The following is a 16,853-nucleotide window of genomic DNA, read 5'->3' as shown; positions in this document are numbered from 1 at the left end:
GGTACTGCAGGGGGGACCCTGTGGGAGAGTAGGACGCCGCCGAACAATCATTCAAGAAAAGCCCCTGATCCATTCGGATCAGGGGCTTTTCGCATTCCCGGGAGCAGTCGTGCCCGGTGACGTATTGTCAGTCCATGGACGAACAGACAGCGGTCATCGCGGACAGTGTGCTCCGGCTCGGGCAGCGTGACGGCGCCCTGCGCGTGCTGGCGGACGCCCAGGCGGTCGACGGTCGGGCGGCCGTGTCCGAGCAGGGCCGGCTCCGGCTGCGTTCCTCGGAGACGCCCCGCCCCGGTGTCATCCACCTCCTCGAAGCCGACGTAGCCCACGAAGCCGCTCAAGCCGAGGAGGCCAACGAGAACGCCAAGGCCGTCGAGAGCGCCGAAGCCGCCGTCGTGGCCTACGGCCAGCTGGAGATCCCCCAGGACACGGCTCCCGGGGCCCACGCCAACCCCGCCGCCGAACTCGTCGTCGCCCCCGCCGCCCGAGGCCGCGGCCTGGCCCGCCCCCTGGTGGACGCCGTGCTGGCGGAGGCCCACCGGGCCGGCCGCGACGCCGTCGACTTCTGGGTGCACGGCGGCCACCCCGCCGCCCGCCACCTGGCCGACCGGTACGGCGCCGAGCTGGTCCGCGAGCTGCGGCAGATGCGCCGCACGGGTGAGCAGACCGAGACCGTCCCGCTCCCCGAGGGCGTCAAGCTGCGGACCTTCCGCCCGGGTGAGGACGACGCCGAGTGGCTGCGGCTCAACGCCCTCGCCTTCGCCCACCACCCCGAGCAGGGTGCCTGGACCGAGCGCGACCTGGCGGACCGGCTGGCCGAGCCCTGGTTCGACCCGGCGGGCTTCTTCCTGGCCACCCGCGAGGGCAAGGTCGTCGGCTTCCACTGGACCAAGGTGCACGGGGCCACCGCCACCGAGCCGGCCCTCGGCGAGGTGTACGTCGTCGGGGTGGACCCGGCCGAGCAGGGCAGCGGCCTGGGCCGCGCGCTGACCGCGGCGGGCCTGCGTCACCTGACCGGCTCAGGCCCCGGCGAGCGTGGACTGGAGACCGTACTTCTCTACGTCGACGCCGACAATCCGGCCGCCGTGCGGGTATATGAACGACTGGGATTCACCGTGCACGAGGTGGACCTCATGTACCGCGTCGAGTACCGGGCGGACCGGGCGGTCTAGCCGCAACAGCCGGTCGGGGCAAGGCACGGGGCACCGCAGCCCCGGCCCCGACCGACTCAGCTTTCCTCCTGGCCATGCGGTGTTTACCGTGGATTCAATTGTTGCCGCGAAGATCACAGGATGAAGTCCGTAGTGTCTCGCTCGTGCAGCGTCGGCCGTACCACGGCGGCCGGTGCTGTACGGACCGCGCCGGGTGGGTGGGCGTGGGCGCCGGGCGATGACGACGGCCCGCAGAGCCATTCGCGTTCGGACGCCGTCCTGCTGCTGGAGGAGCTGGAACCCATGAGCATCCCTCGCCCCGTCTCTGCCCCACTGTCCCCACCGGCCCTGATGTCGAACGCGCTCGGTCTGCCGCCGGAGCCGTCGACGGTGGACGAGCAGGACTTCGAGGAGCTTCCGCAGGGCCGGTTCCTGGACCGCGAGCGGAGCTGGCTCGCGTTCAACGAGCGGGTCCTGGAGCTCGCCGAGGACCCGAAGATCCCGCTGCTGGAGCGGGCCAAGTTCCTCGCCATCTTCGCGAGCAACCTGGACGAGTTCTTCATGGTCCGGGTGGCCGGCCTCAAGCGCCGGATCGCCACCGGCGTCGCCCAGCGCAGCGCCTCCGGCCTCCAGCCGCGCGAGGTGCTCGACCTGATCTGGACGCGCTCGCGCGAGCTGATGGCCCGCCATGCCGCCGCGTTCCAGCAAGAGGTGCTGCCGGACCTCGCCACCGAGGGCATCGAGGTGGTCCGCTGGCCGGAGCTGGCGGAGAAGGAGCAGGCCCGCCTGCACACGCTCTTCCGGCAGAAGATCTTCCCGGTCCTGACCCCGCTGGCGGTCGACCCGGCGCACCCCTTCCCGTACATATCGGGGCTGTCCCTGAACCTCGCCGTGGTGGTGCGCAACCCGGTGTCCGGGCACAAGCACTTCGCCCGCGTGAAGGTCCCGCAGTCGCTCGCCCGTTTCCTGGAGGCCTCGCCCCAGCGTTACGTCCCCCTGGAGGACGTGATGGGCGCGCACCTGGAGGAGCTGTTCCCGGGCATGGAGGTGCTCGCGCACCACGCGTTCCGGGTCACCCGCAACGAGGACCTGGAGGTGGAGGAGGACGACACCGAGAACATCCTCAAGGCCCTGGAGAAGGAGCTGATGCGGCGGCGCTTCGGCCCGCCGGTGCGGCTGGAGGTCGAGGAGTCGATCGACCCCTACATCCTGGACCTGCTGGTGCGGGAGCTGAACATCACCGAGGCGGAGGTCTTTCCGCTGCCCGGCCCGCTCGACCTGACCGGCCTGTTCGGGATCGCCGAGCTGGACCGCCCGGAGCTCAAGTACCCGAAGTTCGTGGCGGGCACGGCCCGCGGGCTGACCGACGTCGAGTCGGCCTCCCAGCCGGACATCTTCGCCGCGATGCGCGAGCGGGACGTCCTCCTGCACCACCCGTACGACAGCTTCTCCACCTCGGTGCAGGCCTTCCTGGAGCAGGCCGCGGCCGACCCGGACGTGCTGGCGATCAAGCAGACGCTGTACCGCACCTCGGGTGACTCGCCGATCGTCGACGCGCTGATCGACGCGGCGGAGTCGGGCAAGCAGGTGCTGGTCCTGGTCGAGATCAAGGCGCGCTTCGACGAGCAGGCCAACATCAAGTGGGCCCGCAAGCTGGAGGAGTCCGGCTGCCACGTCGTCTACGGCCTGGTCGGCCTGAAGACGCACTGCAAGCTGTCGCTGGTGGTCCGTCAGGAGGGCGACACCCTGCGGCGCTACTCGCACGTGGGAACCGGCAACTACCACCCGAAGACCGCCCGGCTCTACGAGGACCTCGGGCTGCTCACCTCGGACCCGCAGGTCGGGGCCGACCTCTCGGACCTCTTCAACCGCCTGTCCGGCTACTCGCGCCGCGAGTCCTACCGCCGTCTGCTGACCGCCCCGCGCGGTCTGCGCGACGGCCTGGTCGCCCGGATCCACAACGAGATCGCCCACCACCGCGCGGGCCGTCCGGCCTACGTGAAGCTCAAGGTCAACTCGATCGTCGACGAGGCCCTGATCGACGCGCTGTACCGGGCCTCGCAGGCCGGCGTGCCGGTGGACGTGTGGGTCCGCGGGATCTGCGCGATCCGTCCTGGGGTGCCGGGGCTGAGCGAGAACATCCGGGTCCGCAGCGTGCTCGGCCGCTTCCTCGAACACTCCCGCCTCTTCGTGTTCGGCAACAACGGCGATCCGGAGGTCTGGATCGGCAGCGCCGACATGATGCACCGCAACCTGGACCGCCGGATCGAGGCGCTGATGCGGATCACCGATCCCGCGCACCGCGCCGAGCTGTCCGGGCTGCTCGACCTCGGGGTGTCGGACGAGACCGAGTCCTGGCACCTCGGCCCGGACGGCGCCTGGACCCGCCACTCGCAGGACGCCGAGGGCAAGCCGCTGCGGCACGTCCAGGACCTGTTGATCGACTCGCGCCAGCGCCGCCGGGCCGCCACCTCCCGCTGACGCGACCACTGATGCGAGCCGCCGGAGCCGGCAGGGGACAGGCTCCGGCGGTCGGCCACCAGCCCCGGGGGACGGACCCGGGGGAACGGGGATCTACCACGCCATGACCGAAGCGCCGATGACGGCCCGGGCGGCCTCCACCGCGACCGCCGGGGACATCCTCTCCAGCCATCTCACCGCCCAGGCCGGCGCGTTCCTGCGCGCCCTGCCGCTGGCGGTGGGGGAGGTCGGCGCCAGACCGGGCACGGCGGCCGTGCCGGCGGCCGGCACGGCCGACCTGCTGCGTGCCGTGCGGCGGATCGGCGGGCTGCTGCACACCTTCGGCAGCGTCTTCGAGCAGACCTGGGCGCAGGAGTCCCGCACCGAGCTGCGCTGGCTGCTCAACCTGCTCGCGCTGGAGCCCGGGTACGTCCGCCGCTCCGCCCGGCTGCTGGGCGCGCTCGACTCGCTGAGCGGCTCGGACCCGGACGGGACCGGCATGCTGGCCGGGCACGCCGGCGCGCCGAAGGCGCGGGCGCTGCTGGACCGGCAGCTGACGCTGGCCCGGACGAGGGCGCACTCCAGCGTGCTCCAGGAGTTGCGGTCGGCCCGGCTGCACGCGCTGGCGGACCGGATGACGCTGCTGGTCGGCGAGGCGCCGCTGCTGGAGTCGGCGAACGCGCGGGCCGGCGCGGTGCTGCTGCCGCAGGCGGCCGCCGCGTTCACCGCGCTGACCGCGAGCGCCGCCCAGCTGCCGCTCCAGCGCGCCGCCACGCCGTACGGCGGGAACGGGCTGCGCCGGCTGGGCGCCGTTCCGCAGGCCCGTGGCGCGGTGGACGCGGACACCGCGCTGGCCGCAGACGACGAGCCGTGGGCGCGGATGCGGATCCTGGTGAAGCGGGCCCGCTACGCGCTGGAGGTGTGCGGCCGCCCGTCCGTGGAGCTGGACGAGCTGGACGACGTGCTGGGCCGCCACCAGGAGGCGGCCGACGCGGCGGTCACCGCGGCGACGGCGGCGCGCACGCCGCGGATCACCCCCGCCACCGCCTACGTACTGGGCGTGGTGCATGCTGATCAACGACTGGAGGTCGAGGCGGCGCGGTACGCCTTCGGCCGCCGGTGGCCCGAACTCCCGCCAGGCCTGGACGGCTGGCTGGAGGTCCCCCCTGCCGAGGGCTGGGGGCATTCCCCCGCACCACGGACGGCATGAATTGCGCGATCGGCTGAGCACCGGCCAGGCGGAGCACGCCCCGGTGATCCTCGCCGCGGGCGCGGTGCTGTGGCTGCCCGGCCGGCCCAAGAAGAGCGGCCGGCTGGGACGGCCCCGGATCGCCTTGATCCACCGGCCCAAGTACGACGACTGGAGCATGCCCAAGGGCAAGCTCGACCCGGGCGAGGGCATGGCCGAGGCGGCGGTGCGCGAGGTGCGCGAGGAGACCGGGTTCGGCTGTGTGCTCGGTCCCGAGCTGCCCGCGCAGCACTACCCGGTGCAGGGCCGTCCGAAGGAGGTCCGCTACTGGGCGGCGGTGCCGACCACGGGGGCGTTCCGGCCGAACCGCGAAGTGGACCGGCTGGAGTGGCTCCCGGCGGGGAAGGCCCGCGTCCGGCTGACCCACGACCGCGACCGGTTGCTGGTCGACGCCCTGCTGGAGATCCTGGGGGCGAAGCCGGTGCGGACGCACGGCTTCCGTTGGTAGCGGAACGATGGAAGTGATCTTCCCGAGTTCTTGCCGTGACGCAACCGTTACTACCTGACCTAGTTTCCTGTCATCCGTTCGAGGTTCACTCCCCGTTCACTTGCGACCGGCTGTCGTGTCACTTCCCCGGCCTAACTTCGGGACTACCGGAGGGCCGGACGGGCCCCGGACCACAGCAAAACCCGCGCTCCGCCGTATCGCACGGCCCGCGCGCCGGGCAATGCCACAGAAAGGGACACCCAGTGAAGCTCCAGCGGAACGGCCGCACCAAGGCCCTCGCGATCGGTGCCATGGCGCTCGTCAGCTCGCTGTCGCTCGCCGCGTGCGGCTCGGACAACAACAACACGACCGCCGGTGGTTCGGGCTCCTCGGGTTCCGCCGCCGCGGCCTCGATCAACTGTGGCAGCAAGCCCACCGCCCTCCTCGCCGCCGGTTCCACCGCGCAGGGCAACGCCGTCGACGTGTGGAAGACCGCCTTCGGTGCGGCCTGCTCCGGCGCCACGGTCAACTACAGCGGTGGCGGCTCCGGCGCGGGCGTCCAGCAGTTCACCCAGGGCAAGATCCAGTTCGCCGGCTCCGACTCGGCCCTGAAGCCGGCCGAGGTCGACGCCTCCAAGGCGGTCTGCACCGGTGGCCAGGGCATCGACCTGCCGATGGCCGCGGGCCTGATCTCGCTGGTCTACAACGTCGACGGTGTCGACAACCTGGTCCTGGACGGCCCCACCGCCGCCAAGATCTTCGACTCGCAGATCACCAAGTGGAACGACCCGGCGATCGCCGCCCTCAACCCGGGCGCCAAGCTGCCGGACACCGACATCCAGTCCTTCCACCGCTCGGACGACTCCGGCACCACCGACAACCTGACCCACTACTTCGCCGCGGCCGGCGGTGGCGCCTGGTCCTACCCGGCCGCCAAGACCTGGGCCGGCAAGGGTGGCCAGTCCGCCAACGGCAGCGCCGGCGTCGCGGCCCAGATCAAGCAGGTCAAGAACTCGATCGGCTACGTCGAGCTCTCCTTCGCGCAGACCAACAGCCTGAAGAGCGCCGCGATCAACACCGGCGCCGCCAAGCCGGTCGCCGCGACCGCCGAGAACGCCGCCAACACCTTCGCCAAGGCGAAGATCACCGGCACCGGCAGCGACCTGACGCTGAAGCTCGACTACGCGACCAAGGACGAGAACTCCTACCCGCTGGTCCTGGTCACCTACGAGATCGTCTGCGACAAGGGCAACAAGGCCGACACGCTCGACACGCTGAAGGCCTTCCTGACCTACACCGCCAGCGACGCGGGCCAGAAGGCGATCGGCGAGAAGGGCTACGTCCCGCTGCCGAAGGAGCTCACCGACAAGCTCAACGCCGTCATCCCGACCCTGGCCTGACCCAGCAGGACCACCGGTGGGGCGGCCCCGTGAGCGAGGGGGGCCGGGGCCGTCCCACCGGAACGCCCGACCCAGCACCACGTCCGGGGCACCGCCGCCATGGTGCCGCCCCTCCCGGGGCGGCGCCACCAGACCGGAGTAGACCAATGACTTCATCCTCCCCTGCCGCGCCGCGAGGCAGGGAACGCCGACCGCGCGACAGCCGCGTCGGCGACAAGATCTTCATGAACCTCGCCCGGGGCTCGGGCATCCTCCTGCTGGTCGTGATGGGCGCCATCGCCGGCTTCCTGGCCTGGCGCTCCGGCCTCGCGCTCAGCAAGAACGACGGCAACTTCCTCACCACCTTCGAGTGGACGCCGGACGCCCCGAAGCCGGTCTTCGGCATCGCCGTCCTCGCGTTCGGCACGATCGTGAGCGCGCTCATCGCCATGGCGATCGCCGTCCCGGTCGCGATCGGGATCGCGCTGTTCATCTCGCACTACGCGCCGCGCCGGATCGCCCAGCCGTTCGCCTACCTGGTGGACCTGCTGGCGGCCGTCCCGAGCATCGTCTACGGCCTCTGGGGCGCGCTGTTCCTGGTGCCGCACATGGACGGTCTGACCAGCTGGCTCAACGAGTACCTCGGCTGGACGTACATCTTCGACCAGACCAAGACCGGCACCACCCCGCGCAACCTGTTCACCGTCGGCATCCTGCTCGCGATCATGATCCTGCCGATCATCACCGCGGTCTCCCGCGAGGTGTTCCGCCAGACGCCGCGGATGCACGAGGAGGCGGCCCTCGCGCTCGGCGCGACCCGCTGGGAGATGATCCGCACCGCGGTGCTGCCCTTCGGCCGCCCCGGCATCATCTCGGCCTCGATGCTCGGCCTCGGCCGCGCGCTCGGCGAGACCATCGCCGTCGCGGTGGTGCTGTCCTCCAACAGCGTCCTGTCGCTGCACATCCTCGACCCGGGCGGCGGCACCTTCGCGCAGAACATCGCGCTGAAGTTCGCCGAGGCCGGCGACAACGGCCGCAACGCCCTGATGGCCTCCGGCCTCGTCCTGTTCGTGATCACCCTGCTGGTGAACGGTGCCGCGCGGCTGATCGTCGCCCGCCGCAAGGAGTACTCGGCATGAGTGAGCGTAGCGAGCGAACCAACAAGGGGTGCGGGCTGCGCTCGTGCGCCCTGACGAGCGAAGCGAGGAAGGCCGCATGAGCGCTACCACGACTGTTCCGGCGGACGCGCTCCCGCTCAGCCGGGCGCTGACCGCCAACCGCTTGCCCAAGTGGGCCCCGCCCGCCGTCGCGGTGGGCTCGATCGCCCTCGGCTGCACCATCGGCGCCGTCGGCGGCCTGGCCAGCCACCTGCAGTGGGGCCTGATCTCGGCGCTCCTGTTCGTCCTGATCAGCTACATCCTCTCGGCCCGGGTCGAGGGCCGCCGCCAGGCCAAGGACCGCTTCGCCACCTCGGTGGTCTGGGTCGCCTTCATCCTCGCCGTCGTGCCGCTGGTCGCGCTGACCGTCTACACGATCCAGCAGGGCATCGGCGTGGTGAACGGGTACTTCCTGAGCCACTCCATGAAGGGCGTCATCTCGTCCGGCCCGGGCGGCGGCATCTACCACGCGCTGATCGGCACCCTGGAGCAGGTCGGCCTGGCCACCGCGATGGCCGCCCCGATCGGCCTGCTCACCGCCGTCTACCTGGTGGAGTACGGCCGCGGCAAGCTCGCCAAGGTCGTCACCTTCTTCGTCGACGTCATGACGGGCGTGCCGTCGATCGTCGCCGGTCTGTTCATCCTGTCGCTCTGGAACCTCGCCCTCGGCTTCGGCTACTCCGGCTTCTCCGGCAGCCTCGCGCTGGCCATCCTGATGATGCCGGTCGTGGTCCGCTCCACCGAGGAGATGCTCAAGCTCGTCCCGAACGAGCTGCGCGAGGCGTCGTACGCGCTCGGCGTGCCGAAGTGGAAGACCATCCTGCGGATCGTCCTGCCCACCGCGATCGGCGGCATCACCACCGGTGTGATGCTCGCGGTCGCCCGCATCACGGGTGAGACCGCCCCGGTGCTGATGCTGGTGTTCGGTGCCGACTACATCAACAGCAACCCGTTCGACGGACCGCAGCAGTCCCTGCCGATGTACATCTGGCAGCAGTACTCCCTGGTCAACAACGACTTCGGCTACGCCCGCGCCTGGGGCGCCGCGCTCGTGCTGATCGCCTTCGTGATGGGGCTCAACCTCATCGCCCGGGGCATCGCACGCTGGCGCTCGCCCAAGGCCGGACACTGAGCGACCGACTGACGAAGACAGACGAGAGAAGCAACGATCATGGCCAAGCGCATCGACGTCAGCGGACTGTCGGCCTACTATGGCTCCACCAAGGCCATCGAGGACATCTCGATGAGCATCGAGCCCCGCTCGGTGACCGCCTTCATCGGCCCCTCGGGCTGCGGCAAGTCCACCTTCCTCCGCACCCTCAACCGGATGCACGAGGTGATCCCGGGCGCCCGCGTCGAGGGCAAGGTGCTCCTGGACGACGAGAACCTCTACGCCTCCAACGTCGACCCGGTCGCCGTGCGCCGCTCGGTCGGCATGGTGTTCCAGCGGCCGAACCCGTTCCCGACCATGTCGATCTACGACAACGTGGTCGCCGGCCTGCGCCTCGCCGGCGTGAAGAAGAAGGCCGTCCTGGACGAGGTCGTGGAGCGCTCGCTCAAGGGCGCCAACCTCTGGAACGAGGTCCACAACCGGCTGGGCAAGCCGGGCGCCGGCCTCTCCGGCGGTCAGCAGCAGCGCCTGTGCATCGCCCGCGCCATCGCGGTCGAGCCCCAGGTCCTGCTGATGGACGAGCCCTGCTCGGCGCTCGACCCGATCTCCACCCTGGCCATCGAGGACCTGATCGGCGAGCTGAAGTCCCAGTTCACCATCGTCATCGTGACCCACAACATGCAGCAGGCGGCCCGCGTCAGCGACCGCACCGCCTTCTTCAACCTGGCCGGCGTCGGCCAGCCGGGCAAGCTGGTCGAGCTGGACGACACCCAGCGGATCTTCTCCAACCCCTCGGTCCAGGCGACCGAGGACTACATCTCCGGCCGCTTCGGCTAAACCCCGGCGCCCCGGAGACCGAGCTGCTCCACGGTGCTGCATGGCGGTGCCGCCGCGGAGCATGAAAAGGGCCCGCCCCCGAGATGTGGGGGCGGGCCCTGTCAGTTCTCCACGGGCCGGCGGTTGTGCGGGCCGGCCGGGGGCTAGCCCCAGAACAGGTGGACGAACCAGTACACCAGCGCCGCGACGAGGGCGGCCGCCGGCATCGTGATGAACCAGCCGAGCACGATGTTCTTGGCGACGCCCCAGCGCACCGCGCGGACCCGCTTGGTGGCCCCCGCGCCCATGATCGCCGCGGTGATCACGTGGGTGGTGGAGATCGGCGCCTTGAAGACGAACGACGTGATGTACATGATCGCCGAGGCGGTGGCCTCGGCCGCGAAGCCCTGCGGCGGGTCCAGCTCGATGATCTTGCGGCCGAGGGTCCGCATGATCCGCCAGCCGCCCGCGTAGGTGCCCAGCGAGAGCATCGTGGCGCAGGAGATCTTCACCCAGACCGGGATCTCGCCGGTGGTCTGGTGGCCCGAGATGGTGAGCGCCATGACCACGATGCCCATGGTCTTCTGCGCGTCCTGCAGACCGTGCGCCAGCGCCATCGCGGCGGCCGAGGCGGTCTGCGCGACCCGGAAGTTGCGCTTGGCGCGGTGCGGGTTGGCCCGCCGGAAGATCCACAGGATCGCCAGCATCACCAGGAAGCCGCCGATCAGGCCGACCACCGGAGAGACGATCATCGGGATGACGATCTTGTCGAGGACGCCGCTCCAGATCACGTCGATCCCGCCGGCCAGCGCCGCGCCGACCATGCCGCCGAACAGCGCGTGCGACGAGGAGGAGGGCAGGCCGAAGTACCAGGTGATCAGGTTCCACGCGATCGCGCCGATCAGGGCGGCGAAGAGGATCACCATGCCCTTGTCGCCGGTCGGGGTCTCGATGATCCCCTTGGAGACGGTGTGCGCGACACCGCTGCCGAGGAAGGCGCCGGCCAGGTTCATCACGGCGGCCATCGCGAGCGCGGCCCGCGGGGTCAACGCCCGCGTGGAGACCGACGTGGCGATCGCGTTCGCCGAGTCGTGGAAGCCGTTGGTGTACGTGAAGAAGAACGCAACGCCGATGACGGCGATGAGAGCAGCCATGTCCACGGGGGTCAGGACTCCTTGACGGCGATGGTCTCCACCGTGTTGGCGACGTGCTCGAAGGCGTCCGCCGCCTCCTCAAGGACGTCCACGACCTGCTTGAGCTTGAGCACCTCGATGGCGTCGTACTGACCGGAGAACAGGTGGGCGAGCAGCTTGCGGTGGATCTGGTCGGCCTGGTTCTCCAGGCGGTTGACCTCGATCCAGTACTCGGTGAGGTTCGACATGGTGCGCAGGTTCGGCATCGCGGCGGCGGTGAGCTCGGCGGCCCGGGCGAGCACCTCGATCTGCTGCTCGATGCCCTTCGGCAGGGTCTGGATGTCGTAGAGGACGACCAGGTCGACGGCCTCCTCCATGAAGTCCATGATGTCGTCCAGCGACGAGGCGAGGCTGTAGATGTCCTCGCGGTCGAAGGGCGTGATGAAGGACGAGTTCAGCTGGTGGAAGACGGCATGGGTGGTGTCGTCCCCGGCGTGCTCGGCGGCGCGCATGCGCTCGACGATCTCCGCGCGGGCCGACACGTCTGATCCCAGCAGTTCCAGCAGGAGCTTCGAACCGACGACGAGGTTCTCCGCGGCGGCGGCGAACATGTCGTAGAAGCTCGTCTCCTTCGGGGTCAGGCTAAAACGCACGGAAATCTCCGATGTGCGGGGTAGGGACTGAACGATGCTAGGTGCAACCAAGCGCAATCACGCAAACGGGGTGGTTGGGCAGGAGGCGGAACCTCCCCTTCCGTTCGGCTGCCGCACCGGCGACCCCGGAGCGCACTTCCATGTGCGGACGTGAGCCCCCAGTCTGACGGAACCTCGCCCGGATTGCCCTCGTCCTGCGTACGGAAGACCGGGGCGCCGCCCAGACGGGCGAACCCGCCGACGGCCCGCCCGGGGGCGTCCGGAACCCCCGTCGGCCGGGCCCCGCCGGGCCCGGTCCGGTCGTCGGAACACCACGGAGGGTCCCGGTGTTGGACACTGGTGGCCGACGCAGCCACCAGGCATCCAGACGAAGGCGGGCCGATGACCACGACGCAAGCGCGCACCGAGCCGGACGACGCGCCCGGCACCGAGCCGCACGCCGACCACGCCCCGGCCGCCGCCGACGCGCACCAGGGCGGTCACGGCCCGCACGGCTACAGCGCACAGAAGGACGCCCACCTCAAGCGGCTGCGCCGGATCGAGGGCCAGATCCGCGGGCTCCAGCGGATGGTCGACGAGGACGTCTACTGCATCGACGTGCTCACCCAGGTGTCGGCCAGCACCAAGGCCCTGCAGTCCTTCGCCCTCTCCCTGCTGGAGGAGCACCTGCGGCACTGCGTCGCCGCCGCGGCCGAGCAGGGCGGCGCCGAGCTCGACGCCAAGGTGGCGGAGGCGACCGCCGCGATCAGCCGGCTGCTGCGCAGCTGAACCCGCTCGTCGGGGCCGGGGGCCCGCCCGCGGCCCTACCGCTCCCGCCCGTCACACCGGTCCCGCTCGTCACACCGGTCCCGCTCGTCACACCGGTCCCGCTCGGTGTACCGCTCCCGCTCGGTCTACCGGTCCCGCTCGATGTATTGGTCCGCGTCCGTCCGGCCGGGCTCGGGCCGGTCGAGCAGCACCTCGTCGATCCGCTCGGTCGGCAGCCGGTCGCCGGTGCTGGCCGTCGCGGCGATCATCAGCTCGCCGGCCAGCTCGATCTCGTCGAGGGCCGCGTCGTCGTGGCCGTTGCTGCGGCCACCCGTGGACGACACCACCTGCACCACCCCTTCAGTGCCTCGCCAGCCCGGGCGGCAGCCACCCGACGTCCAGCCTAGGCACTTCGGAGCCCGTCCACATGGCACGGACGGGCCATCTCGCGCCGCCGAAACGGGTGACCGCGGCTCCCCGGACGGCCACTCGCTCCGGCGGCGCCCCGACGCGCCCCGGCGCCGGAGCGCTGCCCCGTCCGTCTACTTCGGGCTCTCCGTGGGCTTCAGGGCGAAGATGTCCGAGGCCGCCGGCTCGGCCGCCTCCACCGGCTTGCCGAAGTCCGTCAGCGAGGTGGTCGACGTGACCTTCACCTGGTCCTTGGCCTCCTTCGAGCCGGCCACCCCGGCGAAGGTGAAGACCTCGACCACCTTGTGCAGCCGGCCCTGGTCGTCCAGCCACGCGTCGTAGGGGACGTCCTTGACGGTGAAGGTCTGGGCGCCCATCCGCAGGCCGTCGCCGCCCCGGCCGCCGGTCGCGTCGGCCGCCTTCGACAGGTCCAGGGTGCCGCGGTAGTGGTGCAGCGCGACCCCGTCGACCGTCTCGACGCCGACCGCGTCCGCCTTCTGCACCCCGCGCAGCGCCCCCGCCGCGGTGGCCGGGTCGGTGCCGCCGCTGCTCACCAGGTTGCCGTCCGGCAGCTGGCGCACGTCCAGCTTGACCCACTTGCCCTCGGGCACCTTGGCGCCGCTGTTCTGCAGGTAGACCGTGCCCGGCAGGACCACCTCGACGATCTTGCCGGTGGTCGCCGCGCCGGGCGGCACCGCGATCTCCAGGCGGCCGATCCGCTTCACGTAGTCGTAGCCGCCGGTGCCGGAGAAGGCCGCCTTCTTGTCGCTCGACTCGGTGGTCAGCTCGGTGGCGGCGTGCGCCGACCCGGTGCGGCCGGTGATGTCGGCGGCGTTGCGGACGGCGGTGACCGGGTCCGCGGCGAGCTGGTCGGGGGTGCTCTGATCGGCCGAGCCGCCGCCGGACCCGCCCGAACAGCCGGCCAGTGCGGCCAGGGCGGCGGCGAGCAGGGCGGCCCCGGCCGCCGAGCGCAGGTGCGGCACCGGCCGGCGCCCCGGCCGTCCGCTGCGCTGCTGGTCGGTCATCTTCATCCTCGCGACAACCCCCTCGGGCCCGACTGCTCCGCCGGACACCAGCAGGTGGGCAGAGCTCTTTCCGGGCAAACGAGTTGGGGTGCGGATGGTTACGCGGGGCCGGGCGCGCGGAGGGCGTCGCGCGCCGGGTGCCCGGCGCGCTACCGTGAACGACGTGCACACTGAGCTGCCGGCCGAGCCCGGCACCCGGATGCCCGAGCACCGCGTTGCGATCAGCGAACGCGGGTCCTTCGCCTACGCGACGTGCAGCTGCGGCTGGAACGCCCCGGCCCGCCGCTCCCGCGACCTGGCCCGCCGCGAGGGTGCCGACCACCTCTCCGACACCGACTCCGGCGCCGGATCCGGCTGACCGCTCAGGCGGCCAGGTCCGACTCCGGCGGCTGCTCGTCCGTGCGGACGGCCCCGCGCTCGCGGCCGCGCCGCCGCCCGCGCGGAGCGCCACCGCGCTCGGGCGCCCGGATCAGCGGGGCGACGGCGGTGCGGGTCAGCGCGTGGCAGAGCGGCACCAGGACGGCCATCGCGATCGGCGCCAGCAGCAGCACCACGGCGGTCGCGAGCGCGTAGCCGCCGATCACGTCGGTCGGGTAGTGGACGCCCATGAACATCCGGCAGAAGCCCTGCAGCAGGGCGAGCCCGCCGGCGATCCAGCCGAGCCGCCGGTTCACCAGGAAGAGCGACACCGCGACGCCCATCGTCATCGTCGAGTGGTCGCTGACGAAGGAGTGCGTGCCGGCCTTGCCGTCCACGAGGACCAGCAGCCCGCCGTGGTCCACGAACGGTCGCGGCCGGTTCACGATCGCGGCGATCGGCAGGTTGGCCAGCTCGGCGACGGCGACCGACAGCGGCACCCAGAGCAGTCCCGCGATCGCCACCGGCGCGTCCGGCCGGCGTCTGGCCTGCAGCCAGCCGACCAGGCCGAGCATCGCCAGGCCGATCAGGATGCCGTACTCGCCGATCCACGAGACCAGGTGGTCCAGCCACGGCGGGGAGCTCTTGGCGAGCCCGTTGACGGCGTAGAGCAGGCCGAGGTCGGGGTTGGTCGTGTCGGCAAGCGGCGTCGACACGCCGCACCTCCTTCTGGTCCGCTGCAGCACCTTGTACGTTCCGGCCGGGCGGCCCGCCCGGCGCGATGAGCTGACGAGGGGCCAACGGACCAAACGTCATCAGCGGTGCACAGCGTTCCACGTAAACGCGTGGTTATGGAAACTTGACTCAGCGTCCACAGCGCACTCACACGCCGGGCCGCCGGGGGCTCAGGGTTTTGCGGTCGGTTGACCCGCGGGACGGGCCGCGGAGGCGGGCGCCGACGGGGTCACGGGCCTTGCGGCGGGCGCCGTGGCAGCGTGGGCGGCGGCGGGAGGGGCCCCGTTCGGCGCGGCGGGCGGGGCGGCCGGCGGAGTGGCCTGCTGGACGGTTGCCGCAGTGGTCGCAGTGGTCGCGGTGGGGGTGGCGGGCGCGTCCGGGGTGGCGCCGCCGCCGATGCCGCCCTTGCCCGTGATGCTCCCGTCCAGGTTGCGCACCGGCAGCGCCTGGGCGCCGTCGGTGGTGACCCGGGTCGCGCCGATGTACTCCTTGGTGTCGATCTTGTCGTAGCGGATCACCGCGTTGGTGTGCGGCGCGTTGATCATGTAGCCGCCGCCGACGTAGATCCCGACGTGGTGGATGCTGCGCGGATCGTTCAGGTCCGTCGCGAAGAACACCAGGTCGCCCGGCCGCAGCTGGTCCCGGGAGGGATGCGGCCCGGCGTACCACTGGTCGTTGGCCACCCGGGGCAGCGTGATTCCCACCGTCTCGAACGCCGCCTGGGTGAGGCCCGAACAGTCGAACCGCCCGTTCTGCGAGGGCAGCCCCTCGCCTCCCCACAGGTACGGCGTGCCCAGCTTCGTCTGCGCGAAGTAGATCGCCCCCGCCGACTGCTGCGACACCTCCACCGGCGCGGTCGGCGCCGTGAAGCTGCGCGCCAGCGCCTTGATGTTCTTCACGTACCCCTGCGTCTCCTTGTACGGGGGCACGCCGTTGTACTTCTCCACCGCGTACGGGCCGGCGTTGTACGCGGCCAGCAGGTTGTCCTGACGGTCCCCCGGGACCTTGGCCACGTCCCTGGCCAGCGCGCAGTCGTAGTTCGCCGCGGAGGCGATCGCGTCGGCCGGGTCCCAGATGTCCTTCTTGCCGTCGCCATTCGCGTCGACGCCGTAGATGTCCCAGGTGCCCGGCAGGAACTGGGCCATTCCCAACGCCCCCACACCGGAACGGGCCTGCGGATCGAAGCCGCTTTCCTGGTACAGCTGCGCCGCGAGCATCGGCGGGGAGATCTCCGGACAGAGCGCGCCCCACTTCTGGATCGCCCCCTGGTAGGCCGCCGGCACCGAACCCGCCGACAGCGTCCCGCGATTGGCCGTCTGCTGGGGCGTCCCGCTCGCGGCGTACGTCCCGATCGTCACCAGCCCGACGAACCCGATCCCGACAACTCCCGCCGCAGCGGCGGCCGTACCGGCCTTCCGGAGTACCATCAGCACCATCCCGACGAATCGTCAGTCGAAGTGTTCCGGAAGGCGTTGCTCACCGCAATCATCAGAGATACAAAGAGTGAGCGCTATCCTTCGTACGGTGGACATCCTCGCGTACGTGTCCGATGCCTCACGACCAATCCGCGAGAAGTAGCCAAGTCGACATCAGATCTGGCCAAGAATAGGCACCGACCCTTCGCGCGGGCGGGGTCAGGGCCCTTGAATTTGCCTGATCGGGCGGTGAGATGGAAATGAACCTGAGCAGCGTGCAGAGCATCGCGATCGGCCACCTGGCGGCCGAGGACCCACCAAAGAAGCCGAATATCGACACCATCATCGGCGGGATCGCCCCGGACTGGGGTCCGTTCGCGAGCCTCGGGTCGGAGGCCCGGGTGATGGTCGAGGTCATCATGGCCGTCGCCATCCTCGTCTGCCTCGGCCTCGCCGTCTGGGGCGCCGCCAAGCAGCGGATCGGTGCGACCGCCATGCGGGACAGCTTCGGCGCGGAACAGGGCAAGGGACTGATCATCGCCGGGCTGACCGGCGTGTTCATCATTGGATCACTCGGCACTCTGTTCACCATTGTCTACGGCATGGCGATCTGACGATCGGACAGCGGTA

16 protein-coding genes and 1 pseudogene are annotated in these 16,853 nt (G+C 71.0%); 11 read left to right on the top strand and 6 right to left on the bottom strand.

The window, feature by feature from the left end; genetic code table 11:
• The first annotated feature begins 134 nt into the window (after positions 1-134).
• The 8 genes from mshD to pstB all read left to right on the top strand — a co-directional run bounded on the left by mshD (position 135) and on the right by pstB (position 9,771).
• Positions 135-1,172: a mycothiol synthase gene (gene mshD / locus ACFV4G_RS33745; RefSeq protein WP_380445993.1), complete on the top strand. Its 1,038-nt coding sequence runs from the start codon at positions 135-137 to the stop codon at positions 1,170-1,172.
• Positions 1,173-1,454: 282 nt separating this feature from the next.
• Positions 1,455-3,632, top strand: coding sequence for an RNA degradosome polyphosphate kinase (locus tag ACFV4G_RS33740; RefSeq protein WP_380445992.1), 2,178 nt, complete (start codon positions 1,455-1,457; stop codon positions 3,630-3,632).
• A gap of 103 nt (positions 3,633-3,735) precedes the next feature.
• Complete coding sequence (locus ACFV4G_RS33735; protein WP_380445991.1) at positions 3,736-4,821, top strand: CHAD domain-containing protein; 1,086 nt, start codon at positions 3,736-3,738, stop codon at positions 4,819-4,821.
• A 1-nt stretch (position 4,822) separates the two neighbouring features.
• Entirely contained in the window at positions 4,823-5,308 is a 486-nt protein-coding gene (locus ACFV4G_RS33730) for an NUDIX hydrolase (protein WP_380445990.1), read from the top strand.
• A gap of 242 nt (positions 5,309-5,550) precedes the next feature.
• Positions 5,551-6,687 carry a phosphate ABC transporter substrate-binding protein PstS gene (gene pstS, locus ACFV4G_RS33725; protein ID WP_380445989.1) on the top strand — a complete coding sequence of 379 codons (1,137 nt, stop codon included), beginning with the start codon at positions 5,551-5,553 and terminating at the stop codon, positions 6,685-6,687.
• Positions 6,688-6,833: 146 nt separating this feature from the next.
• The gene (gene pstC, locus ACFV4G_RS33720; protein ID WP_380445988.1) at positions 6,834-7,805 is read left to right on the top strand and encodes a phosphate ABC transporter permease subunit PstC; all 972 of its coding nucleotides are present in this window, start codon (positions 6,834-6,836) and stop codon (positions 7,803-7,805) included.
• Positions 7,806-7,881: 76 nt separating this feature from the next.
• Positions 7,882-8,955: a phosphate ABC transporter permease PstA gene (gene pstA / locus ACFV4G_RS33715; RefSeq protein ID WP_380445987.1), complete on the top strand. Its 1,074-nt coding sequence runs from the start codon at positions 7,882-7,884 to the stop codon at positions 8,953-8,955.
• A gap of 39 nt (positions 8,956-8,994) precedes the next feature.
• Complete coding sequence (pstB, locus tag ACFV4G_RS33710; RefSeq protein ID WP_380445986.1) at positions 8,995-9,771, top strand: phosphate ABC transporter ATP-binding protein PstB; 777 nt, start codon at positions 8,995-8,997, stop codon at positions 9,769-9,771.
• Positions 9,772-9,914: 143 nt separating this feature from the next.
• On the opposite strand, the gene ACFV4G_RS33705 is transcribed toward pstB, so the two are convergent.
• On the bottom strand, positions 9,915-10,910 hold the full coding sequence (locus ACFV4G_RS33705; protein WP_380445985.1) for an anion permease: 996 nt from the start codon (positions 10,908-10,910) through the stop codon (positions 9,915-9,917).
• A 5-nt stretch (positions 10,911-10,915) separates the two neighbouring features.
• Positions 10,916-11,536, bottom strand: a complete 621-nt coding sequence (locus ACFV4G_RS33700; RefSeq protein ID WP_380445984.1) for a DUF47 domain-containing protein — start codon at positions 11,534-11,536, stop codon at positions 10,916-10,918.
• A gap of 381 nt (positions 11,537-11,917) precedes the next feature.
• Between ACFV4G_RS33700 and ACFV4G_RS33695 the strand changes: the two genes are divergently transcribed.
• The gene (locus ACFV4G_RS33695) at positions 11,918-12,304 is read left to right on the top strand and encodes a metal-sensitive transcriptional regulator (protein ID WP_380445983.1); all 387 of its coding nucleotides are present in this window, start codon (positions 11,918-11,920) and stop codon (positions 12,302-12,304) included.
• Positions 12,305-12,429: 125 nt separating this feature from the next.
• Here ACFV4G_RS33695 and ACFV4G_RS33690 read toward each other — a convergent pair whose 3' ends face one another.
• Complete coding sequence (locus ACFV4G_RS33690) at positions 12,430-12,630, bottom strand: hypothetical protein (protein WP_380445982.1); 201 nt, start codon at positions 12,628-12,630, stop codon at positions 12,430-12,432.
• Between the two features lie 195 nt (positions 12,631-12,825).
• Complete coding sequence (locus tag ACFV4G_RS33685) at positions 12,826-13,716, bottom strand: hypothetical protein (protein ID WP_380445981.1); 891 nt, start codon at positions 13,714-13,716, stop codon at positions 12,826-12,828.
• Between the two features lie 163 nt (positions 13,717-13,879).
• On the opposite strand from ACFV4G_RS33685, the gene ACFV4G_RS33680 reads away from it, so the two are divergent.
• On the top strand, positions 13,880-14,074 hold the full coding sequence (locus ACFV4G_RS33680) for a hypothetical protein (RefSeq protein ID WP_380445980.1): 195 nt from the start codon (positions 13,880-13,882) through the stop codon (positions 14,072-14,074).
• Between the two features lie 4 nt (positions 14,075-14,078).
• Here ACFV4G_RS33680 and ACFV4G_RS33675 read toward each other — a convergent pair whose 3' ends face one another.
• Both ACFV4G_RS33675 and ACFV4G_RS33670 read right to left on the bottom strand, forming a co-directional pair.
• Entirely contained in the window at positions 14,079-14,789 is a 711-nt protein-coding gene (locus ACFV4G_RS33675; RefSeq protein ID WP_380445979.1) for a phosphatase PAP2 family protein, read from the bottom strand.
• Positions 14,790-15,245: 456 nt separating this feature from the next.
• Positions 15,246-16,235, bottom strand: a pseudogene (locus ACFV4G_RS33670) (NlpC/P60 family protein); the annotation flags it as partial.
• Positions 16,236-16,483: 248 nt separating this feature from the next.
• Between ACFV4G_RS33670 and ACFV4G_RS33665 the strand changes: the two are divergent.
• A complete protein-coding gene (locus tag ACFV4G_RS33665) occupies positions 16,484-16,837 on the top strand; it encodes a hypothetical protein (RefSeq protein ID WP_380445978.1) in 354 nt (117 codons plus the stop codon).
• The last annotated feature ends 16 nt before the right edge of the window (positions 16,838-16,853 follow it).

Source organism: Kitasatospora sp. NPDC059747, assembly GCF_042732955.1.
Taxonomy (GTDB): Bacteria; Actinomycetota; Actinomycetes; order Streptomycetales; family Streptomycetaceae; genus Kitasatospora.
Note: the sequence above shows the minus strand (reverse complement) of the source record. Positions and strands in the feature narration are given on the sequence as shown.